Origin of the sequence: Streptomyces sp. WY228, assembly GCF_019287315.1 — a bacterium.
Lineage (GTDB): Bacteria > Actinomycetota > Actinomycetes > Streptomycetales > Streptomycetaceae > Streptomyces > Streptomyces caviscabies.
In genome coordinates this window covers 3,441,124-3,463,119 of sequence record NZ_CP079114.1, presented here as the reverse complement: position 1 = coordinate 3,463,119, position 21,996 = coordinate 3,441,124, and the positions used below count along the sequence as shown (strand labels likewise).

Here is a 21,996-nt window from a genome sequence, read left to right as displayed (position 1 = left end):
ACCACCCCGACCCATCCGACAGGGAAGAGCCGACCATGACCATCTCGAAGACCCGGCGGGGGCGTACCGCGTCCGCCGTCTCCCTCGTAGCAGCGCTCGCGCTGACGGCCGCCGCGTGCGGTGACGACGGCAGCGGAGCCGGCACGGAGGGGAGCGGCAAGGGCGAGATCACCTTCTGGGACAACAACGGCGGGCCGCGCACCGCCATCTGGACCGAGATCATCAAGGACTTCGAGAAGCAGCACCCGGACATCAAGGTGAAGTACGTCCCGATCCCCATCGCCGACGTCCAGTCCAAGTACGACACCGCTATCGCCGGAGGCGGCCTGCCCGACGTGGGCGGGGTCGGCACCGCCTACCTGGCCAACATGGTCTCGCAGGAAGCCCTGGAGCCGGTCAACAAGCGGCTGAAGGGGTCCGCCCTGGAGGGCAAGCTCGTCGACTCCATGGTCGAGAGCGTCAGAGCGGCCGCAGGCCGGGGCGACGACATCTACTCCGTACCGACCTCCGCCAACAACGGCGTGCTCTGGTACCGCACCGACCTGTTCGAGCAGGCCGGGCTGAAGGCCCCCGACACCTGGGCCAACTTCTACACCGCGGCCGAGAAGCTCACCGACGCCGGGAACAACAAGTTCGGCTACACCATCCGCGGCGGCGCCGGCTCCATCGCCCAGGCACTGGACGCCGTCTACGGCCAGTCCGGCATCACGGAGTTCTGGGACGGCGACAAGACGACGCTCAACGACCCCAAGAACGTCGCCGCGCTGGAGAAGTACGCGGGCCTCTTCAAGCGGACCACGCCCGCCGCCGACGTCAACAACGACTTCACCAAGATGGTCGCCCAGTGGGACACCGGCACCATCGGCATGCTGAGCCACAACCTCGGCTCCTACCAGGACCACGCGAAGGCCCTGGGCGACGACAAGTTCGCCGGCATCCCGGCTCCCATCGGGGACAGCGGCACCCGCGTGCAGGTCTCCAACCCCGTCGACGGACTCGGCCTCTTCCGGTCGAGCGACAACAAGACCGCGGCCTGGAAGTTCATCGAGTTCGCCGCCTCCCACGCCTCCAACAGCAAGTGGAACGAGTCGGCGGGCGCCATCCCGGCCAACGCCGAGGCGGCGAAGGACCCGTGGATCAACAAGACCGAGTCGACCGCGCTGGCCGCGAAGGCGCTGACGGACGGCTCCACCAAGGTCGTCGACCTGCCGTACTACCTGCCCGACTGGAACAACATCAGCAAGGCGGACAACGAGCCGGAGTTCCAGAAGGTGCTCCTCGGCAAGACGACGGCGAAGCAGTTCCTGGACAAGATGGCCGAGGAGCTGAACGCCGCCAACAAGGAGTGGAAGGAGCTGGGCAACGGCTGAGGCCCCGCCCCCTCCGGCTCCGATGACGGACCGGCGGCGGCCGGGCCGCGCGCCCCGGCCGCCGCTCTCCCCCTCCCCCCCCCCCAGGTACGCGAGCACGCCCTTCGAGAGAGGCAGCACCTCGTGTCACTCACCCGCAGACAGACGGCCACCACCCTGCTCACCCTTCCCCTCGCCCTCACCGCCACCCCGGCCTTCGCCCACGGCGGCGGAGCGGGCGGCCCCCGCCCCCGTACGCTCCACATCGCCGGCGACTCCACGGCCGCCACGAAATCCGCCGACGCCGCGCCCGAGACGGGCTGGGGCATGGCCCTCCCCTTCTTTCTCGCCCGCCACCTCCGGGTCGCCAACCACGCGGTGAACGGCCGCAGTTCGAAGAGCTTCATCGACGAGGGCCGCCTCGCCGCCCTGCTGGGCGGAGTCCGCCCCGGCGATCTGCTCCTCATCCAGTTCGGACACAACGACGAGAAGACCGAGGACCCGGCCCGCGGCACCGACCCCGCCACCACCTACCGCGCGTACCTGCGCGAGTACGTCCGGGGAGCCCGCGCGCGACGGGCCCGGCCCGTGCTCCTCACCTCCGTCGAGCGGCGCCGGTTCGGCCCGGACGGCACCGCCCGGCCCACCCACGGCGAGTACCCCGCCGCGATGCGAGCCCTGGCGGCGGAGGAGGGCGTCCCGCTGCTCGACATCCAGGCGCTGTCCCTCGCCCGCTGGCAGCAGCTGGGGCCGGACGGCACCCTGCCGCTCTTCCTGTGGCTGAAGCCGGGCGAGTCGCCCAACCACCCGGACGGCGCGCAGGACAACACCCACTTCAGGCCGCCGGGCGCGGTCGAAACGGCCCGGATGACGGCACGCGCCCTGCTGGACGGAGGCGTACTCGCGGCCCGCGACCTCCGTCGCCTCGGCGCCCGCGTCCCGGACGAGTGGATCACCTGGGACGGACCGGGCGGATCTGCCGGACCGGCCGGATCCGCTGGATCTGCCGAACCTGCCGGATCTGCCTGACCCGCTGGATCTGCGTGACCCGCTGAACCTGCCTGAGCGGCACCTCACGACACCGCGCCGCCTCGCCTTCCTCTCTCCCCCTGTCTCCTTTCTCCGCTTCCTCCGACTACAGAGAAGGTTTCGCCATGCCCGCACGCACGCGTCACACCCGGGCCGTCGCCGTCACCCTGGGCTGCGCCTCGCTGGCCCTCGCGCTGAGCGTCCCCGCCCAGGCCGCCCCCCGGCCCGGCCCGCACGGCACAGGGATCGAGCGCGCCGTACTGCCCGCCGGGGACGGCTGGGCCGCCGCGGAAGGCTCCACCACGGGGGGCGCGGACGCCACACCCGAGCACGTCTACACCGTGACCGACCGGGCCGAGCTCGTCGCCGCCTTCGAGGAGGCGGGCGACGCGCCCAAGATCGTCAGAGTCGCCGGCACCATCCACGGCAACTCCGACGCCGACGGCACCCCGATCGGCTGCGACCAGTACGAGACCGACGGCTACACCCTGGAGAAGTACCTCGCCGCCTACGACCCGGAGGCGTGGGGCCGCGACCGGGTTCCCGAGGGCCCGCTGGAGGACGCCCGCGTGGCCTCGGCGAAGCTCCAGCAGGCCGCCGTGAACGTCCGTGTCCCGTCCAACACCACCCTGATCGGGGTCGGTGCGAACCCCGAGATCATCGGCGCCAGTCTGCAGGTCCGGGACGTCTCCAACGTCATCGTCCGCAACATCTCGTTCGAGGACACCTACGACTGCTTCCCTCAGTGGGACCCCACGGACGGCAGCGAGGGCGCCTGGAACTCGGAGTACGACAACCTCGTCGTGTACGGCTCCCGGAACGTCTGGGTCGACCACAACACCTTCAGTGACGGCGACCGCCCGGACTCCGAACAGCCGCGCTACTTCGGCCAGTTGTATCAGCAGCACGACGGGCTCTTCGACATCGTGCGCGGTGCCGACCTGGTCACCGTGTCGTGGAACGTCCTCAAGGACCACGACAAGACGATGCTCATCGGCAACAGCGACAGCGCCGGTGCGACCGACCGGGGCAAGCTCCGCGTGACGCTCCACCACAACCTGTTCAAGGACGTCAAGGAACGTGCTCCGCGCGTCCGCTTCGGCCAGGTCGACTCGTACAACAACCACTTCGTCGCCACGCGCGGCAGTTCCTACGGCTACTCGTACGGCATCGGCGCCGAGTCCCGTCTGGTCGCCGAGCACAACGCGTTCACGCTCGCCGGCGACGTGGACCGGGCCACCGTCCTGAAGAAGTGGTCGGAGGCCCCGCTCACCGCGGAGAACAACTACGTCAACGGACGCAGGACCGACCTGATCGCCGTGCACAACGCCGGAGTTCCGGGCGAGCAGCTCGCCGAGGGCGCGGGCTGGGCCCCCGAACTGCGCACGACGGTCCACCACCCCTGGGCCGTCCCCGTGCTGGTCGGCCTCAAGGCCGGGGCGGGCAGGGTGTCCGGCCTCCGGTGACCGGCGCGTACCCCCGATGAACCGGCCGGAGCGGCACCGCATGCTTTCCAACACCCCGGAGAGCGCCGCTCCGGCCCTTCGCGGTCCACCCGCGCCCGTTCACCCGCTTACCCGTTTACCCGCCCCCCCCCGTAGCCGTTCGTCCGGAGGAGTACCGCCATGCCCACTCGACGCACCGCCCTGTCCCTGATCGCCGGCACGGGCGCCACGCTCGCCCTCGGCGCACCGGCCGCCCTCGCCCGGTCCGCCGCCGGCCCCCGCCCCTTCGGCCGTTACGGCTCACCGGCCCGTCGCCTCGACCCCCGCACGCTGTACGTCGACGCGCACGGCCGGGGCGACCACACCGACGTCCAGTCCGCCGTGGACGCGGCCACCGGAACCGGCCGCACCATCGTGATCGCCGCCGGCGTCCACCGGGCCACGGTCGTCATCGGAGCCGCCCACCGCGACCTCACGCTGATCGGCGCGAGCCCCGACGCCCGCGACACGGTCCTGGTGTACGGCAACGCGGCGGGCACGCCCCGGCCGGACGGCACCGGAACCCTGGGCACCAGCGGATCGGCCTCCGTCACGATCGGGGCGGAGGGCTTCACCGCCCGCGATCTGACCTTCGCCAACGACTGGCTGCGCTCCGACAACCCCGAGTACACCGGGACCCAGGCGGTGGCGGTCAAGGTCCAAGGCGACCGATCGGCCTTCCACGGCTGCCGGTTCCTGGGCCACCAGGACACGCTGTACGCCGACTCGCCCTCCCTCGGCGTGTTCGCCCGGCAGTACTACCGCGACTGCTACGTGGAGGGCGACGTGGACTTCGTCTTCGGCCGGGCCTCCGCCGTCTACGACCGCTGCCACTTCCGCGGCCTCGTCCGCCCCGACCTGGCGGCCGCGCCCCACGGCTTCGTCTTCGCGCCCAGCACCGCCGGGGCCGGCCCGCACGGTTTCCTGGTCCTGCGCTCCCGGGTGAGCAGCACGGCCCCCGACGGCCACTACAAGCTGGCGCGCCCCTGGGTGCCGTCCTCCGACCCGACCGCACGCCCGATGCTCACCGTCCGCGAGAGCCGTCTCGGCGCGGGTGTCGACGCGTCCGCGCCGTACGCCACCATGTCCGCCGGCCACCCGTGGCAGGAACAGCGCTTCGCCGAACACCGCAACACCGGTCCCGGCGCCCGGATCACCGTCCCGGCGAACCGGCCCCAGCTCAGTGCGTCCGAGGCCCGCGCCCACACCCCGGCGCGCTGGCTGGGCGACTGGCGGCCGCTCGGATGATCCGCCGCGCCGCCGCCGTGCGCCCGGCACCGAGCAGGGCCCGCACCCCCCGTCGAGCGGGGGGCGCGGGCCTTTGCCGGTGCGCGGGGAACAGAGCGCCGGAGTCGGTCGTCGCACGGCCGGTCGCCGGGCGACGGCACCCGTCAGCCGGCGTAGGTCTCGTACTCGGCGATCCTCGGGGAGCCGGTCGAGCTGACGATCTCGAAGGTGATCTTGCGCAGGGTGGTGCGCGGGAAGGAGATGGTTCCCGCTCCGTCGCCGGAGGCCAGGACGGTTCCGGCGTCGGCGTCGAGCAGCCGCCAGGCCCCGATGGAGCCCGCGGATCCCGCCGCCTCCCGGATCACGACCGAGGACACGGCGGTGGCGGAGTCCCACTTGATCGAGGCGTGACCGGTCGAACCGGAGGGCGACCAGTAGGTGTTCAGGTCACCGTCCCGCAGGTGGCCGAAGCTGGTCCCGGAGGCCTTGCTCGATCCGTCGGACCCGGCGCCGATGCTGAGGTTGGCCCCGCCGGGCGGCGTGGGGTCGGTGGGCCCCGGAGTCGGGTCGGTGGGTCCGGGGGTCGGGTCGGTGGGGTCGGGTGTGGGCTCGGTCGGGGGCTGGGCCGTGCAGTTGCCGTCCGAGACCTTCAGGCCCTTGCCGGCGCCCGCCGTACGGCTCACGACGTCCGGCACACAGCCGGCCGCGTCGGGGGAGTAGGCGTAGGGGATGCTGACGGTGGTGGTGGACTTCATGTCGGGCCCGGCCGGGTTGTTGTCCTTGCCGGGGCTCGACCAGGTCACGTTGTCCAGCGTGTTGCCGTCGGCCTGCCAGTAGCCGGCGGCGTCGGTGTAGAAGGTGCCCAGGACGTCCTTGGAGTCCTCGAAGTAGTTGTTCTCCACCTTGGCGCGGGCGCCGGCGCGGGAGTTGATGCCGGACGAGTTGAGCCGCACGTAGTGGTTGTTGAACATGTGGCCGACGCCGCCCCGCAGCAGGGGCGCGCGGGAGTCGATGTTCTCGTACAGGTTGTGGTGGTACGTGACGAACCCGTTGGAGACGTCGCTCTCGCTGGAGCCCACCAGCCCGCCGCGGCCCGAGTTGCGCAGGATGCTGTAGGAGAGGGTCACGTACCGGGTGTCGGCCTTCATGTCGAAGAGACCGTCGTATCCCTCGGACTCGCCGCCCGACGCCTCCAGGGTCGTGTGATCGACCCAGACGTTGCGGACACCGGACTCCATGCCGATGGCGTCACCGCCGTTGGAGGTGGGGGAACCCGACTTCTTGACGTTCTTGACGGTCACGTTCTGGACGATGATGTTGCTGGACTCGCGTATGTGGATGCCGATCTGGTCGAAGACGGCGCCGCCGCCGACGCCCACGATCGTGACGTTGCTGATCTGCTTCAGCTCGATCACGCCGTCGGCCGTGTTGCAGCTGCCGCCGGACACCTTGCTGGTGTTGCCGTGGTTGATGGTGCCTTCGACCTCGATGACGATCGGCGTGGCGGCGCTGGCGCGGCCGCACAGGGCCGTGTGGATCGCGGTGCCGGTGGTGGCCCGTACCGTCTGTCCGCCCGCGCCGCCGGTGGTTCCGCCGTTCTGGGTGGCGTAGCCCGTGGCGCTGCCGGCCGCGGCCGACGCCTCGGGCGCGGTCAGGACGATGCCGCCGGCCGCGGCGGCGAGCGCCAGGGTGGCCAGTGCCGCCTGCAGCCGTCGTGTGACGGGTTGCCTCATGTTCGTCTCCCTGTGTCTTGATGGTGAGTGCCTTGTTGCGACCTCGATGACGATGCGTGCGCGACCTGCTGACGGATGCGGCGCTGACAGGCGGCGTGTGGCATCGCGAGTGGCCGGTGGTGGCCCGTCCGTCGGCTGTCCGGTGCGTCCGGCGCCGCCACCGTGGTTGCGCCGCCGCCGTTCTGTGGTCCGCGCGTAGCGCCGTGGCTGCCGGCCGCGCGCCCTGACGCCTCGGGCGCGGTCGAGGACGCGGATCGACCGCCGGCCGCGGCGGCCGAGCGCCAGCGGCTGCGGCGTGCCGCGCTGGGTAGCCGGCCACGTGCCGCCTGCAGCCGTCGTGTGACGGGTTGCCTCATGTTCGTCTCCCTGTGTCTTCGGATGGTGGAGTGCCGTCTGAATGTCAGGTGCATGTCATGTCTGGAGCGCTCCCGCACGCGTCTGCGCACCCCGTCGTCCAGAGGGTTCTTCGCTGCGTTTAGAAAGCGCTTTCCGTATTGCTGTCCAGTGAACATAGAGGGGGGTAGACGGCTCTGGCAAGGTGCGTGCGGCTGCCGGATTCTCGCGCCGTGCGCCACCTTGGCGATCACAAAAACAGCTGGTGGGAGGGCATGTTGTTGCCATCGCCCGCCAAGGTGGAGAGTGGCCGAGGTGTGCGGTTTGCCCGGGGTGCCGCACGCCGCCGGGGTGGCGTCCGTGCTTTCGGGGCGCTGGTCGCGGTGCGTATGGAAGCGCTCCCATTCCACCCTTCCGGTCGCCTCCGTGGGCGCATGGTCCGTCGCTCGTCCGCCCGGGCGACCCCGGTGGGGCGATGCCGGGCCGGCGGGCCGGAGAGCGCACCCGCGCCCCTTGCCTGATGGTCCGTCAGGTATGACGATGGCGGCCGTCGCCCGGGGCGGGACCGTTCCGGGCCGGAGGGGAAGGAGGCCGCCGTGCCGATATCGCCGATACTGCCCAACGGGCCGCTGTCGTACGGGATGCAGCTGCCGGTCCAGTCGCAGAGCGTCATCTACGCGGAACCCTGGGAGGCGGCGGCGACCCCCGCCGATCTCGTCCGCATAGCCCGCGCCGCCGATCGGGGCGGTTTCGCCTACATCGCCGGCTGCGACCATGTCGCCATCCCGCGACGGCTCGCGGAAGGCATGAGCACCGTCTGGTACGACCCCGTCGCCACGCTCTCCTTCCTCGCCGGGGTCACCGAGCGCGTGCTGCTGATGAGCCATGTCGCCGTCGTCGGTCTGCGCCATCCGCTGATCACCGCCAAGCAGTACGCCACCCTCGACCACCTCAGCGGCGGCCGGCTGATCCTCGGGGTCGGGGCCGGGCACGTACGGGAGGAGTTCGAGGCGGTCGGGGCGGACTTCGACGGGCGAGGGAGGGTGCTGGACGAGTCGATCGACGCGCTGCGGGCCGCGCTCGGGCCCGAGGAGTACCCGGAGTTCACGGGGGAGCGGTTCTCGTTCGGCGGGCTCGGGCAGCTGCCCCGGCCCGCCCAGGAACGGGTGCCCCTCTGGGTGGGCGGCTCCTCGCCCGCCGCCGTGCGCCGGGCGGCCGTACGCGGCGACGGGTGGCTGCCGCAGGGCGACCCCCGGGACCGGCTGCCCGCGCAGATCGCCCGGCTGCACGCCCTGCGGGAGGAGGCGGGGGTCGGTGCGCCGATCGTCGTCGGTGCGATCACCGAACCGCTGTACGTGGGTGAGCCGGCGTGGTCCGTGGGGCGGTGGACGCTCAAAGGGAAGCCGGAGGAGCTGGCCGAGTCGTTGCGGGAGTACGCGGCGATCGGCGTGCACCAGATCCAGGTCCGCTTCCGGAGCCGGAGCGTGGACGAACTGACCGATCAGATGGCGGCGTTCGGGGCGGACGTGGCCCCTCATCTCGACAGGTAGGGGAGAGCGTCATGGGCAAGCTGGACGGACGGGTCGTCCTGGTCACCGGGGCGGCGCGCGGGCAGGGCGAGCAGGAGGCGCGGCTCTTCGCGGCCGAGGGCGCGCGGGTCGTCGTCGCGGATGTTCTGGTCGAGCAGGGCGAGGCGCTGGTGAAGGGGCTGAGGGAGGAACAGGGCGCGGACGTCGCCCGGTTCGTGCGGCTGGACGTCGGGAGCGAGGAGGGCTGGGCCGCCGCCGTCGCCGAGGCCAAGGACGCCTTCGGGAGGATCGACGGGCTGGTCAACAACGCGGGCATCCTGCGCTTCAACGAGCTGGTCAACACCCCGCTGGCGGAGTTCGAGCAGGTGGTGCGGGTCAACATGACGGGCGCGTTCCTCGGGATCCGGGCCGTCGCGCCGGAGATCGAGGCCGCGGGCGGCGGGACGATCGTCAACACGTCCTCGTACACCGGGCTGACCGGCATGCCGCTGGTCGGCGCGTACGCCGCGACCAAGCACGCGGTGCTGGGGCTCACCAAGGTCGCCGCCATGGAGCTGGCGGCGAAGGGGATCCGGGTCAACGCCGTCTGTCCGGGGGCCGTCGACACCGCGATGAGCAATCCGGCCCTGCTGGACCCGGACGCCGACCTGACGACGTCGAGCGCCGCGCTGGACGCGTACTACCGCAAGCTCGTGCCGATGGGGCGGATCGGCCGGCCCGAGGAGGTCGCCGCGCTGGTGCTGTTCCTGACCTCGCAGGACTCCTCGTACATCACCGGGCAGCCGTTCGTCGTGGACGGGGGATGGATGGCGGGGGTGAGCCCCTTCTGAGGCAGCGTGCCTGACTGGGCGTCAGGTATTGACGGGGTCCGGCCGCGGTGGAACAGTCGGTCGCATCGCTATCTGACGGGCCGTCAGATAAGTCGTCGGGAAAACTTGAGGACGGTGAACCTCCGTGGAATTCGGGCTCTTTGTTCAGGGGTACGTGCCCGCCGCGCGTGCCAAGGTGGACCCCGAGGCAGAGCACAAGGCGCTGATCGAGGAGACCGAGTACGTCATCCAGGCGGACAAGTCCGGCTTCAAGTACGCCTGGGCCTCCGAGCACCACTTCCTGGAGGAGTACTCGCACCTCTCCGCCAACGACGTGTACCTCGGCTACCTCGCGCACGCCACCGAGCGCATCCACCTCGGCTCCGGCATCTTCAATCCGCTCGCGCCGGTCAACCACCCGGTGAAGGTCGCCGAGAAGGTCGCGATGCTCGACCACCTCTCCGAAGGGCGCTTCGAGTTCGGCACCGGGCGGGGTGCGGGCAGCCACGAGATCCTCGGGTTCATGCCGGGCATCACCGACATGAACCACACGAAGGAGCTGTGGGAGGAGACGATCGCCGAGTTCCCCAAGATGTGGCTCCAGGACGAGTACGCGGGCTTCCAGGGCAAGCACTGGTCGCTGCCGCCGCGCAAGATCCTGCCGAAGCCGTACGGGGGTGCGCACCCGGCCATGTGGTACGCGGCCGGGTCGCCGTCCTCGTACGCCATGGCGGGCAGGAAGGGGCTCGGCGTGCTGGGCTTCAGCGTGCAGAAGGTCTCCGACATGGAGTGGGTCGTCGAGTCCTACAAGAACGCGGTCAAGGACGCCGAGCCGGTGGGGGCGTTCGTCAACGACAACGTGATGGTGACGTCCACGGCGATCTGCGCCGAGACGCACGCCAAGGCGGTGGAGATCGCGGTGGGCGGCGGGCTGAACTACCTCCAGTCGCTGCTGTTCCGCTACCACGACACGTTTCCGCGGCCGGAGGGGATTCCGGAGTGGCCGCAGCTGCTGCCGGAGTACACCGAGGAGATCGTCGAACTGCTCATCGCGGAGGAGCTGATGATCTGCGGTGATCCCGACGAGGTGCTGAAGCAGTGCCGGCGGTGGGAGGCACGCTCCCTCCGAGGAACTGCTCGCCCTCTCCCGGGCGGTCGGCGAGCACGAGGGGACACAGCTGGAGGCGATCGTCGCCGGGTGCCTGGACCAGTTCTCCGACGAGGAGATCGACCTCTTCGTCGACATGACCGCCGCCGCCGGACGCCCGCTCAACTGGAACGTCCTCACCATCGACGCCGCCGTCCCCGAACGCGTACCGCGCCAGCTGATACCGAGCGAACGCGCCCGCGCGGCCGGGGGCCGGATCGTCGCCCTCACGATGCCGATCCTCACCCCGATGAACATGTCCCTCGGCACCTTCTGCGCCCTCAACCTCATCCCCGGCTGGGGCGAGATCCTCGCCCTCCCCGTCCCCGAGCGGATCGAACGGCTCCGGGACCCCGCCACCCGCGCGGAGATGCTGCGCCGCGCCGACAGCAAGGAGGCCGGGGTCTTCCGGCGGCTCGCGAACTTCGGCCGGTACGTCATCGGGGACACCTACAGCGCCGCCAACGAAGGGCTCAGCGGGCGGGTCGTCGATGACATCGCGGCCGAACGCGGCCAGGACGCCTTCCACTGCCTGGTCGAGATCTGCGCCGCCGACGGCCTGCGTACGGTGCTGTGGCCGATGCCCACCGACAACGACCCGGACTCCTGGGCGCTGCGGCAGCGCACCTGGGAGCACGAGGACGTCATGCTCGGCGGCTCCGACGCGGGCGCGCACCTGGACCGGATGTGCGGGGCCCCGTACACCACCCGCTTCCTCGGCGACTGTCTGCGCGGGCGGAAGCTCGTGCCGCTCACCACCGCCGTCCGCATGCTCACCGACGACCCCGCCCGGCTCTTCGGGCTGCGCGAACGCGGCCGGATCGAGGAGGGCTTCCACGCCGACCTCGTCCTCTTCGACCCCGAGCGCATCGACGCCGGCCCCGCCACCCTCGTCCACGACCTGCCCGGGGACAGCCCGCGCCTGGACTCCAAGGCCATCGGGATCGTCTCCGTACGCGTCAACGGCGTCGAGACCCTGCGCGACGACAAGGTGACGGGAGCGGTGCCGGGGACGGTGCTGCGCTCGGGCCGTGACACCCGGACGGTGAGTACGGCGTGAGCCCCGCACCCGAGCGGCTGTTCATCGGCGGCGAGTGGACCGAGCCCGCCGACGGGCACTACGAGGTGATCGACCCCGCCACCGAGGAGGTCGTCGGCCTCGCTCCCGAGGCGAGCCGGGCCCAGGTGTACGAGGCCGCGGCGGCGGCGAAAGCGGCCTTCCCGGCCTGGTCGCGGACCCGGCCCGAGGAGCGCGCCGCGATCCTGGACCGTACGGCGGACATCATTCAGCGGGACTTCCTCGCCCACGCCGAGATCGCCCGGCGGGAGAGCGGAGCCACCGCCTCCACCGCCCGGGGAATGCAGGTGGGGGTGGGCATCGCCCGCTTCCGGCGGTACGCGAAAGGCGCGCTGGAGCCGGTCGAGGAGGCCGTCGCGCCGCAGATCAACGAGGCCGGGCCGATGGGAAAGGCCGGGGTCTTCGGGGCGCTGGCCGTCCGTCGGCCGGTCGGCGTGGTCACCTGCATCACCTCGTACAACAACCCCTGGGCCAACCCGGCGGGCAAGGTCGCGCCCGCGCTCGCGATGGGCAACACGGTCGTGGTGAAGCCCGCCCCGCAGGACCCGCTCTCCGTCTTCCGGATGGCCGCCGCCCTCGCGGAGGCGGGCGTTCCGCCGGGCGTGGTGAACGTGGTCACCGGGTCGGGCGCATCGTCCGGTGAGGCCGCCGTCGACTCGCGGGACGTCGACATGGTCAGCTTCACCGGCTCCACCGCGGTCGGGCAGCGCATCGCGGAGGTGTGCGGGCGCGGCACGAAGCGGCAGCTGATGGAGCTGGGCGGCAAGGGGGCGGCGATCGTCCTCGACGACGCGGACCTGGACTCCGCGGTCGCGGGCATCGGCACGACCTTCTCCTTCTACAGCGGACAGATCTGTACGGCTCCGACCCGCGTCCTGGTCCATCGGTCCCGCCAGGACGAGCTGATCGCGGCGCTCGCCGCGTACGCGAACCGGCTCCCCGTCGGCGACCCGGCCGACCGGTCCACCGTGGTCGGCCCGGTCATCTCCGCCGCCCACCGCGACCGCGTCGAGGCGTACGTGGAGCTGGGCCGGAAGGAGGGCGCGCGGGTCGTCACCGGCGGCGTCCGCCCCGGCCACCTCGACCGGGGCTTCTACGTGGCCCCGACCCTCCTGGCCGACTGCACGCACGACATGCGGGTCGTGCGCGAGGAGATCTTCGGCCCGGTCGTCGTGGTCGTCCCGTTCGACGACGAGGAGGAGGCCGTCGCGCTGGCCGACGACAGCGACTACGGCCTCATCGACTACGTGTGGTCCGGCGACGTGGCCCGGGCCTTCCGGATCGCCCGACGGCTGCGGGCGGGCGGGGTCGGCGTCAACACGGTCGGGCGGAACATGGAGGCCCCGTTCGGCGGGTTCAAGAAGAGCGGGGTGGGGCGGGACGTGGGCTCGTACGCGCTGCACGCGTACAGCGAGACGCAGGCGATCGTCTGGCCCGGCTGAGACGCCGCGGGGTCGTGGTCCGGGCACCGCGGGAAAATTTTGAACCTATATAAAACGGACAGCGCTGCGATTACCGTACGTGGTCACGCTCGGTCGAGCGTCATCTATTGCAAGGTTTCACGCGAGTGTGGCCTTGAATTGAGGAAGTGTTCACGGGGATTCAGCTGGTATATCCAAGGGTGAGACACGGGAGTCTCACCTTCCGGATATGGATATCGCAGCGCATAGCGTCCTTCCCATGACTCAGCTGGACGCGCGGCCACGGGCCGGAGACACGGTACGGGGAAGCGCCCCGGCCGACGGCGGTGACGGCGGTGTACGGAGCAAGGGGCTCGGCGGGAACTCCGTCGGCCTCATGGGCAGTGCCGTCATCGGCGTCTCCACCGTCGCCCCCGTCTACTGCCTGACCTCCACCCTCGGCTCCACCGCCGGCGAGGTCGGCGTACAGATGCCCGCCGTCTTCCTGGCCGGGTTCCTGCCGATGCTGCTCGTGGCCTTCGCCTACCGCGAGCTGAACAAGGCGATGCCCGACTGCGGCACCTCATTCACCTGGACGGTGAAGGCGTTCGGCCCGCGCCTCGGCTGGATGTGCGGCTGGGGCCTCGTCATCGCGACGATCATCGTGCTGTCCAACCTGGCGGGCGTCGCCACCTCGTACTTCTGGCTGCTGGCGGGTGAGATCACCGGCAGCGCTTCGGTCGCCGCCCTGGACGACAGCAAGCCCGTCCACATCATCACCTGCCTCGCCCTCATCGCCGTCGCCACCGCGATCAGCTACCGGGGCATGACCGCCACCAAGGGCATCCAGTACGCCCTGGTCGGGCTGCAACTGGTCGTCCTCGCGCTGTTCGTGACGATGGCCCTGAGCAAGGCCAGCAGCGGCGGACCGGAGTTCGCGTCCTCGCTCGACTTCTCCTGGTCCTGGCTGAACCCCTTCGCCGTCCAGTCCTTCGCCGCCTTCACCGCCGGACTCTCCCTCTCCATCTTCATGTTCTGGGGCTGGGACGCCTGTCTGACCGCCAACGAGGAGACCACCGGCAGCGAGAAGACCCCCGGCCGCGCGGCCCTCATCGCGATGGTCGTCCTGGTCGGCTCCTACCTCGCCACCGGCATCGCCGCCCAGATGGCCGTCGGCTCCGGCACCTCCGGGCTCGGCCTCGCCAACCCGGACACCTCCGACAACGTCTTCGCCGCCCTCGCCGGACCGGTGATGGGCCCCGGCCTCGGCGTCCTGCTCTTCCTCGCGGTCCTCGCCTCGGCCGCCGCCAGCCTCCAGACCACGTTCATCCCGGTCGCCCGCACGGTGCTCGCGATGTCCGCGTACGAGGCGATGCCGGCCTCGTACGCCAAGGTCCACCCCCGCTTCAAGACGCCCGGCCGGGCCACGGTCACGGCCGGCATCGGCACCGGCGTCTTCTACACCGTGATGACCCTGGTCAGTGAGCACGTCCTGGTCGACACCATCTACGCGCTCGGCCTCATGATCTGCTTCTACTACGCGCTGACCGCCTTCGCCTGCGCCTGGTACTTCAGGGCCGAACTGACCCGCTCCGCCCGCGACCTGGTCTTCAAGGGCCTCTTCCCGGTGGCCGGCGGCATCCTGCTCGCCGCCGTCTTCGCCAAGACCCTCTACGACATGTGGGACCCGGCGTACGGCTCCGGCTCCTCGGTGTTCGGCGTCGGCTCGGTGTTCGTCATCGGGGTGGGTCTGCTGCTCCTCGGCCTGGTCCTGATGATCGCGATGGAGCGCCGCAGCCCGGCGTTCTTCCGGGGCGAGGTCCTGACGAAGGAGACCCCGGCGCTGGTGGTCCGGGACTGAGGGGCGCCGGTACGGCGCCGGGCTCGGCGGGGTGCTGCTGTGCGGGGCGCTTCGGCCCACGGACGCGTAAGGGCCCCGGCGGGTGCCGGAGCCCTTCGTGGGTGATGCCGTCGGCTACGGCCGCCAGTAGCCCAGCGCGTTCACGCGGTCCTTGGGCAGGCCCAACTCCTTGCGGAGGTACGCCGACAGGGTCCGGGTGGTCGACGTGTCGCAGGCGACCCAGACGTACGCGTCGGAGTGGTCGTCGCCCAGCAGGGCCGGCAGGGCCGCCTTCACCTCGGTGACGAGCTGCCCGCCCGCCTCGCGGCGCTCCACGTGGTGCAGGGTGTGGTGGGCCTCGTCGAGGCGGAACGGCAGTTTCCGGTCCTCCTCGTGCGCGGTCTCGAACCAGACCGTCGCCGGGGTCGACGGGACCGCGTCCAGCAGGGAGTTGATCGCGGGCAGCGCCGCCGCGTCACCGATCACGAAGAGCCGCGAGGGCGCCGGGTCGGGCAGGGTGAAGCCGGTGCCCTGGAGTGTCGCGTCGATCGTGTCGCCGGCCTTCGCCTCCCGCGCCCAGGCGCACGCGGCCCCTTCGTGCAGGGCGAACTCCAGGCTGAAGGTGCCGGCCTCCGGGTCCGGGTCGACCAGGGTGTAGGCGCGCTGATGCGGTTTGCCGTCCTTCTCGAACCAGAGCCGCACCCACATCGTCGGATGGGCCCCGCCGGTCGCGGCGAGCAGCCCGCCGTCGGTCACGTGCACCCGGCGGAAGCGGTCCGTCACCTGCTCCACGCCGGTCACCGTGAACGTGAAATCGCGCCCCCGGAACAGTTTGAGAACGACGCCTTCCCAGCCATGCCCCACGGTGTCTCCTGCCTCGCCCCGGCGCCCCGGCCCACTGCCCAAAGGGTCACTTTGGTTAGGCTAACCTAAATTTTGGGGGCTGGGGAGTGGCTGAAAAGCACCGGAAATGGGGATGGGCGGGCGATGACCTCCGACGTCGACAGCGAGAGACCGGGCGAGAGATCCAGCGGGATACCCGGTGAGAGATCCAGCGGGGGACCCGGTGAGGGGCCGGGTGCGTGGGACGGTGAGAGGCCTGGCCCAGGGGCGGGTGACGCCTTCGAGGTGTTCCGCGACGACTGGGGGATCCCGCATCTGCGGGCCGCCGACGCGCTCGCGCTGGCCCGCGCCCAGGGCCGTGTCACCGCCCTAGACCGGGCCTGGCAACTGGAGACCGAGCGGCACCGGGTGCTCGGCACCTCCGCGTCCCACCTCGGCGCCGAAGCCGTCGACTGGGACCGGTTCGTCCGGCGGGCCCGGATCGCCGACACCGCCCGCCGCTGCTACGACCGGCTCGCGCCGGAGACCGCCGCCTGGGTCCGGGCGTACGTCGACGGCGTCAACGAAGGCCTCGCCGAAGGGGCCGCCCACGCACCCGAGTTCGCCGCGGTGGGCCTGGCCCCCGGCCGCTGGGAGCCCTGGACCCCGCTCGGCGTCTGGCTCTCCACGCACATCCTGTTCGCGGGGTTCCCGACCAAGCTCTGGCGCGAGGAGGTCGCCCGCCGGCTCGGCGCGGACCGGACGACCCTCTTCGCCACCGACGGCCCCGGCACGGCGGGCAGCAACGGCTGGCTGCTCACCGGCGCCCGCACCGCCACCGGAGCCCCGATCGTCGCGGGCGACCCGCACCGTTTCATCGAGGACCCCGGCGTCTACCAGCAGATCCGCCTCGCCTGCCCCGAGTTCGACGTCGTCGGCCTCGCGGTCCCGGGCATCCCCGGCATCGCCCACTTCGGGCACACCGGCCATGTCGCCTGGGCGATCACCAACGCCATGGCCGACTACCAGGACCTCTACCGGGAGCAGCTGCGCCGCACCCCGGACGGCGGGGTCGAGGCGCTCGGCCCGGACGGCTGGTACCGCGCCCACACCCACACCGAGACGATCGAGGTGGCGGGCGCGGCCCCGGAGCCGGTCGAGGTGATCGAGACGGACCGGGGGCCGGTGATCATCGGAAGCGGTCCCGGGGGCGGGGGGCCTGCCGAAGGCACCCGTGCCGGGAGCGGGGAACCCGCCGACGGCGCCCGCCCCGAGCCCGGTGAGCCCGCCCGTGACACCTTCATCAGCCTCCGCTACCCGCCCCGCGTCACCGGCGAGCTCGGCTTCGACGTGCTGCCCGCGCTGCTCCGGGCCCGTACGGTCGCCGACCTCGACACCGCCCTCGACCGCTGGGCCGAACCCGTCAACGTGGTGCTGGCCGCCGACACCGCCGGGTCCACCCTGCACCGGGTCGCCGGACACGTCCCGGTGCGCCCGTACGTCAACCGGCTGCGGATCGTCCCGGCCGAGGACCCCGCGTACGCCTGGCGCGAGGGCGAGGCCGTCCCCCTGCCCCGTACCGCCGTGGACGGCTCCGACGGGATCGCCGTCATGGCCAACGAGCGCGGCCTCGCCGCCCCGCTCGGCGTCGAGTTCGCGCCCCCGCACCGGGCCCGCCGGATACGGGAGCTGCTCGGCGAGGACACCGGCTGGACCCCGGACGCCCAGGCCGACGTCCACACCGACACCCGCCTCGCCTCCTCCCGCCCGCTGCTCTCCCTGCTGGCCTGGGCCCCCGGCCTCGGGCCCGCCGCCGACCGCCTCCGGGACCGGCTGCTGCGCTGGGACCGCCACATGGACGCGGACAGCACCGACGCGACCCTCTACGCCCGCCTGCGCACCGACGTCGTCCACCGGCTGGCCGGCCACCCGGCGTTGAAGGGCGTCACCGGCGCGGACGACCCCTGGCGCTCGGCCGCCTACCCCGCCCTCTTCCGCCCCTGGCTCGCCGCCGTGCCCCGGATCGGTTACGCCCTGGAGAGCCTGCTCTCGGCCGGACTCCTGCCGTACGAGGACCGGTTGGCGCTGGTCGCGGCCTCGGCCGAGGCGGTCGCGGCGGCGGCCGATGAGACCCCGCCCGGCCCGTGGGGCGAGCTGCACCGGCTGTCGCCCTGGCAGGCGCTGCCGGACCGCACGCCCGACGGACCCGACGCGGACGGGGTCCGGCCGGGGCTCGCGGGCGACCACGACTGTGTGCTGTCCACCTCCAGCGTCCCGGGCGTCACCGACCTGTTCGCCCGGGGCCCGGCCGCCCGCTACGTCTGGGACCTGGCCCGCCGCGAGGACAGCCGCTGGGTGGTCCCGTTCGGCGCGTCCGGAGTCCCCGGATCCGCCCACCACCGCGACCAGACGCCCCTGTGGGCCCGGGGCGCGCTCGCCCCGGTGGTCACCGACTGGAACCTGCTGCACCGCACGACGCACCGTCCCGAGGAGAACCCCGCCGTGACCACCGACGAACCCGTCGCCCCCGCCCTCCGCCCCGCCGTGCACGAACAGAAGGTCGAGGGCTTCGGCACGGTCCGGCTGGTCCCGGTCGTCCCGGCGGCCGACGCCGGTCTGCTGCACGGCTGGGTCACCGAGGAGCGGGCCCGCTTCTGGGGCATGGGCGACCACACCCGCGAACAGGTCCGGGAGATCTACGCGTTCGTCGACGCGCTCCCCACCCACCACGCCTACCTCGCCCTGCGCGACGGGGTTCCGGCCGCGCTCTTCCAGACGTACGAGCCGGATGCCGACCCGGTCGGCGAGTGCTACGACGTGCGGCCCGGTGACATCGGCATCCACCTGCTGATCGCGCCCGCCGAGGGCGAGGGCGCGGTGAAGGGGTACACGGACGCCCTCCTCACCGCGTTCATCGGCTTCGTCTTCGGCGAACCGGCCCGTCTGCGGGTCGTCGTCGAGCCCGACGCCCGCAACGAGAGGGCCCTCGCCCGGATGGTCCGGATGGGCTTCGAGCTGGGCCCGGAGATCGTGAAGCCGGAGAAGACGGCCCGGCTCGCCTTCCTGACGAGGGCGGCGCTGGGACTGGCGTGACGGAACCGCTCGCACGGGGTGGACCGTACGGCGTTACGGCGCCGGGTCCGCCCCGTCCGGGTGCAGGGCGCCGCCCGGCCGGAACAGCCGCTTGGCCACGGCGTGCCCGCCCTCCGCGGCCCTCCGGAACCACGGCTCCGCCGCCGCCAGGCCCTCGCGCTGCTCGACCAGGCGGCCCAGCTCCCACATCGACTCCACGTCGCCGGCCCTCACCGCCTGCCGCAGCAGCCGCTCGGCCGTGTCGGGCCGCCCCTCCGCCCGCGCGGTCAGGGCGAGCGTGCGCAGCCCCCGGACCGCCCGGGCGTCCCCGGCCGCGGCCGCCGCCGCGAGTTCGCGCGGATCGGCCGGACGGCGGGAGCGGTTCCGCAGGATCAGCAGGATCCCGAGCACCCACATGATCCAGCTCAGGCTGATCAGCGTGCCGTTGCCGGTGAAGACTCCGGTCAGGCTCAGCGCGCCGCCCGCAGGCAGCAGGAAGTACCCCAACCCGAGGGTCGGGCCCTGCCCCGGTCCCGGTCCCATGGCCGCTCCTCTCCGTCCCGCTCCCGCCGTGCGTGCTCCGTCCCTTCCCGGTTCTCAGCCTTCCGTACCGGCCTCCGTGTCGAGGAAGACCGGGTTGGTGAGGGCCGCGAACGCGCCCGGCAGACCCGGCACGGCCGGAGCGTGCCGGACCTCGGCGCGCACGTACGCGGCGTGGGCGGGAGTCGTACGCCACTCCACCACGCCCGCACCGGACGCGGGCAGCGGGGTGGTCAGCAGCGGCCCCTGATCGGTGACCAGGCGCACCGCGCAGTCGGCGGCCGCGCCCGTCACCTCCAGCCGTACGGTCACCGGGGCGTCCGCCGCCGCCCGCAGCCGGCCGCCGATGCCCGCGTGCCGGCCGCGCCCGTCCGTCGCGCCGAAGGAGAGCGACAGGGCGGCGGACTCGGCGAGGTAGGAGCGCCCGGCCCGGATGCCGGCGAGGACGTCCTGCCGCGACAGCGCGTCGGCCAGGACGACGGTCTGCGGATGGCCCACGCGGTCGGGCTCGCGGTGCGCGTCGCTGTTGCCCACGGCGGGCAGCCAGCGCCCCGGCCCGTCGCCGCCGCCACCCGGGTTCCGTACGGCGGCCACCAGCGCGTTGTCCCACTCCGCGAGGGCGATCTCGTCGTCCGGGGTCCAGGGCCCGTTCCACACCTCGACCGCGTCCGCGTCCGCGAGGCCGAACTTCCAGTTGCAGCCGATGCAGGTGGCGTGCGGATGGGCGGGCACGACGAGCCCGCCGGCCCGGCGCACCTGCCGCGCGTACCGGCCGAAGCGGTGGTCGCGGGCCCGGTAGCGCCAGTCGACGAAGACGCCCGGATCGGTGCCGACGGCCAGCACGTGCCCGTTGCGGGTGGTGATCTCCTCGCCGGTCAGGATCAGCAGGTCGTCGCCCCACAGCCCTTCCCACGCGGCGTGCGCGGAGGTGGTGTTGTGCTCGCTGCTGTTGATGAAGTCGAGCCCGGCGGCCCGCGCGGCGGCGGCGATCTCGGCCGGGGTGCGCCGCCCGTCGGAGTGCGTGGAGTGGAGATGGCAGTCGCCCCGGTACCAGGCGCGGCCGCGCCCCTTCGCCCGCTCGGGCGGATGGACGGGGGCGGGGGCGGGGGCCGTCGGGCCGAAGCGGAGGGTGACGGTCACCTCGTACGGGAGGCCTTCGGGGGCGACGGTGTAGGGGGCCAGGGCGATGTGCCAGACGCCGGGGCGTACGGGGCCGGGGAGGTAGCCGGGGGTCGCGGAGTCGGACCGGACGGAGAACGAGGTGCGGGCCCCGCCCGACCAGCCGCGGAAGCCGCGCCCGCCGAGCTCCGTACCGCGTTCGTCGAAGAGGCCGATGTCGAGGGCGTTGCCCTGGACGCCGGGCGGCACGGGCGGCTTGTCGTAGGTGTACGAGACGGCGAACTCGGCCACCCCGTCCGGTACTTCGACGGGCAGGTATACGTAATCGGGAGCCCCGGCCGGCAGCGTCCCGCGCACGGTCCGGGTGCGGTGCGGGCCGTCGGGGCCGGACCCGGGGCGGTCCTCGGCTCGGGCGAAGCTCACGGTGGCCAACGTCAAGCCGGTGGCGGCGGTCGCGGCGAGGAGGCCGCGCCGCTTCATGCCGGTGTTCATGGCGGTGTTCATGGCCGTCACGGTCTCGGATTCTGCCGACATACGGCTTACGTTGGCGCTTCGCACGGACGACGTACAGAAGGACGACGTAACAAGACGGCGTACCGGCGTACGGAACGACGACGACCACGGAGGTGGCTTCGATGCGGATTTCCACCACGATCTTCCTCACCGACGAGACGGTGACCCCGGTCAGGCTCGCCCGCGAGCTGGAGCAGCGGGGGTTCGGCGGGCTGTATCTGCCCGAGCACACGCACATCCCGGTGAGCCGCCGCACGCCGTACCCGATGGGAGGTGAGCTGCCCCGCGAGTACGGCCGCACGCTGGACCCGTTCGTCGCCCTCGGCCAGGCCGCCGCCGTCACCGAGCGCCTGACGCTGGGTACCGGCATCACGCTGGTCGCCCAGCACGACCCGATCGACCTGGCCAAGCAGGCGGCCACCCTGGACCACCTCTCGGGCGGCCGGTTCACGCTCGGCATCGGCTACGGCTGGAACGTCGAGGAGGCCGCCGACCACGGGGTGGAGTGGGCGACCCGCCGGGACCTGGGGCGGGACCGGATGGCGCTGATGCGGGCCCTGTGGGCGGACGAGCCGACCGGTTACGCGGGCGCGTTCGGGTCGGTGCAGCCGAGCGAGGCGCACCCCAAGCCGGCCCAGCGGCCCCGGGGCCCGGTCAACGGCCCGCGCACCCTGATCGGCGGCGGGGCGGGCCCGAAGCTGTTCGCGCACATCGCGGAGTACGCGGACGGCTGGCTGCCCATCGGCGGCGGGGGCCTCACGGAGTCGCTGCCGAAGCTGCGGGCGGCCTGGGAGGAGGCCGGGCGCGACCCGAAGGATCTCCAGGTGGTGCCGTACGCGGTTCTGCCCAGCCCGGGGAAGCTCGGCCACTACGCGGAACTGGGCATCGAGGAGGTCGTGCTCCAGCTGCCCCCGGCGGCCGAACCGGAGGTCCTGCGGACGCTGGACGCGTACGCCGCGTACCTCTGACCGG

14 protein-coding genes and 2 pseudogenes are annotated in these 21,996 nt (G+C 72.4%); 12 read left to right on the top strand and 4 right to left on the bottom strand.

Going from position 1 to position 21,996, the window contains the following annotated elements; all coding sequences use genetic code 11:
* Positions 1–35: 35 nt before the first annotated feature.
* From KV381_RS14980 to KV381_RS14965, 4 genes are all read left to right on the top strand, one after another.
* Entirely contained in the window at positions 36–1,370 is a 1,335-nt protein-coding gene (locus tag KV381_RS14980) for a sugar ABC transporter substrate-binding protein (protein WP_098025414.1), read from the top strand.
* Between the two features lie 123 nt (positions 1,371–1,493).
* On the top strand, positions 1,494–2,378 hold the full coding sequence (locus KV381_RS14975) for a rhamnogalacturonan acetylesterase (protein ID WP_218785380.1): 885 nt from the start codon (positions 1,494–1,496) through the stop codon (positions 2,376–2,378).
* Positions 2,379–2,503: 125 nt separating this feature from the next.
* Entirely contained in the window at positions 2,504–3,844 is a 1,341-nt protein-coding gene (locus KV381_RS14970) for a polysaccharide lyase family 1 protein (RefSeq protein ID WP_218785379.1), read from the top strand.
* Between the two features lie 159 nt (positions 3,845–4,003).
* The gene (locus KV381_RS14965) at positions 4,004–5,110 is read left to right on the top strand and encodes a pectinesterase family protein (protein WP_218785378.1); all 1,107 of its coding nucleotides are present in this window, start codon (positions 4,004–4,006) and stop codon (positions 5,108–5,110) included.
* A 143-nt stretch (positions 5,111–5,253) separates the two neighbouring features.
* Here KV381_RS14965 and KV381_RS14960 read toward each other — a convergent pair whose 3' ends face one another.
* Positions 5,254–6,822, bottom strand: coding sequence for a polysaccharide lyase family 1 protein (locus KV381_RS14960; RefSeq protein WP_030624670.1), 1,569 nt, complete (start codon positions 6,820–6,822; stop codon positions 5,254–5,256).
* Positions 6,823–7,796: 974 nt separating this feature from the next.
* Here KV381_RS14960 and KV381_RS14955 point away from each other — a divergent pair.
* The 6 genes and pseudogenes from KV381_RS14955 to KV381_RS14930 all read left to right on the top strand — a co-directional run bounded on the left by KV381_RS14955 (position 7,797) and on the right by KV381_RS14930 (position 14,979).
* Complete coding sequence (locus KV381_RS14955) at positions 7,797–8,705, top strand: LLM class F420-dependent oxidoreductase (protein ID WP_103537361.1); 909 nt, start codon at positions 7,797–7,799, stop codon at positions 8,703–8,705.
* Positions 8,706–8,716: 11 nt separating this feature from the next.
* The gene (locus KV381_RS14950) at positions 8,717–9,514 is read left to right on the top strand and encodes an SDR family NAD(P)-dependent oxidoreductase (protein WP_218785377.1); all 798 of its coding nucleotides are present in this window, start codon (positions 8,717–8,719) and stop codon (positions 9,512–9,514) included.
* Positions 9,515–9,638: 124 nt separating this feature from the next.
* Positions 9,639–10,649 (top strand): annotated as a pseudogene (locus KV381_RS14945) (LLM class flavin-dependent oxidoreductase); the annotation flags it as partial.
* Positions 10,606–11,700 (top strand): annotated as a pseudogene (locus KV381_RS14940) (amidohydrolase family protein); the annotation flags it as partial. The pseudogenes KV381_RS14945 and KV381_RS14940, both read left to right, overlap by 44 nt.
* A complete protein-coding gene (locus KV381_RS14935) occupies positions 11,697–13,160 on the top strand; it encodes an aldehyde dehydrogenase family protein (RefSeq protein ID WP_218785376.1) in 1,464 nt (487 codons plus the stop codon). The pseudogene KV381_RS14940 and the gene KV381_RS14935, both read left to right, overlap by 4 nt.
* 238 nt (positions 13,161–13,398) lie before the next feature.
* The gene (locus KV381_RS14930; protein WP_218785375.1) at positions 13,399–14,979 is read left to right on the top strand and encodes an APC family permease; all 1,581 of its coding nucleotides are present in this window, start codon (positions 13,399–13,401) and stop codon (positions 14,977–14,979) included.
* Positions 14,980–15,093: 114 nt separating this feature from the next.
* On the opposite strand, the gene KV381_RS14925 is transcribed toward KV381_RS14930, so the two are convergent.
* Positions 15,094–15,822 (bottom strand): siderophore-interacting protein, encoded by a 729-nt coding sequence (locus KV381_RS14925; protein ID WP_218785374.1) that lies wholly within the window; start codon positions 15,820–15,822, stop codon positions 15,094–15,096.
* A 123-nt stretch (positions 15,823–15,945) separates the two neighbouring features.
* Between KV381_RS14925 and KV381_RS14920 the strand changes: the two genes are divergently transcribed.
* Positions 15,946–18,873: a GNAT family N-acetyltransferase gene (locus KV381_RS14920; RefSeq protein ID WP_218785373.1), complete on the top strand. Its 2,928-nt coding sequence runs from the start codon at positions 15,946–15,948 to the stop codon at positions 18,871–18,873.
* Positions 18,874–18,906: 33 nt separating this feature from the next.
* Here KV381_RS14920 and KV381_RS14915 read toward each other — a convergent pair whose 3' ends face one another.
* Both KV381_RS14915 and KV381_RS14910 read right to left on the bottom strand, forming a co-directional pair.
* A complete protein-coding gene (locus tag KV381_RS14915) occupies positions 18,907–19,395 on the bottom strand; it encodes a sel1 repeat family protein (RefSeq protein ID WP_218785372.1) in 489 nt (162 codons plus the stop codon).
* A 54-nt stretch (positions 19,396–19,449) separates the two neighbouring features.
* Complete coding sequence (locus KV381_RS14910) at positions 19,450–21,045, bottom strand: CehA/McbA family metallohydrolase (RefSeq protein ID WP_373461036.1); 1,596 nt, start codon at positions 21,043–21,045, stop codon at positions 19,450–19,452.
* 101 nt (positions 21,046–21,146) lie between these two features.
* Between KV381_RS14910 and KV381_RS14905 the strand changes: the two genes are divergently transcribed.
* Complete coding sequence (locus tag KV381_RS14905) at positions 21,147–21,992, top strand: LLM class F420-dependent oxidoreductase (RefSeq protein WP_030078653.1); 846 nt, start codon at positions 21,147–21,149, stop codon at positions 21,990–21,992.
* Positions 21,993–21,996 lie beyond the last annotated feature (4 nt).

What these genes read in the sequence shown, in the direction of transcription:
- KV381_RS14910 (WP_373461036.1), bottom strand. Translation starts at nt 21,045, where the DNA reads ATGTCGGCAGAATCCGAGACCGTGACGGCCATGAACACCGCCATGAAC.
- KV381_RS14960 (WP_030624670.1), bottom strand. Translation starts at nt 6,822, where the DNA reads ATGAGGCAACCCGTCACACGACGGCTGCAGGCGGCACTGGCCACCCTG.
- KV381_RS14915 (WP_218785372.1), bottom strand. Translation starts at nt 19,395, where the DNA reads ATGGGACCGGGACCGGGGCAGGGCCCGACCCTCGGGTTGGGGTACTTC.
- KV381_RS14970 (WP_218785379.1), top strand. Translation starts at nt 2,504, where the DNA reads ATGCCCGCACGCACGCGTCACACCCGGGCCGTCGCCGTCACCCTGGGC.
- KV381_RS14980 (WP_098025414.1), top strand. Translation starts at nt 36, where the DNA reads ATGACCATCTCGAAGACCCGGCGGGGGCGTACCGCGTCCGCCGTCTCC.
- KV381_RS14905 (WP_030078653.1), top strand. Translation starts at nt 21,147, where the DNA reads ATGCGGATTTCCACCACGATCTTCCTCACCGACGAGACGGTGACCCCG.
- KV381_RS14965 (WP_218785378.1), top strand. Translation starts at nt 4,004, where the DNA reads ATGCCCACTCGACGCACCGCCCTGTCCCTGATCGCCGGCACGGGCGCC.
- KV381_RS14920 (WP_218785373.1), top strand. Translation starts at nt 15,946, where the DNA reads ATGACCTCCGACGTCGACAGCGAGAGACCGGGCGAGAGATCCAGCGGG.
- KV381_RS14955 (WP_103537361.1), top strand. Translation starts at nt 7,797, where the DNA reads ATGCAGCTGCCGGTCCAGTCGCAGAGCGTCATCTACGCGGAACCCTGG.
- KV381_RS14930 (WP_218785375.1), top strand. Translation starts at nt 13,399, where the DNA reads ATGACTCAGCTGGACGCGCGGCCACGGGCCGGAGACACGGTACGGGGA.
- KV381_RS14950 (WP_218785377.1), top strand. Translation starts at nt 8,717, where the DNA reads ATGGGCAAGCTGGACGGACGGGTCGTCCTGGTCACCGGGGCGGCGCGC.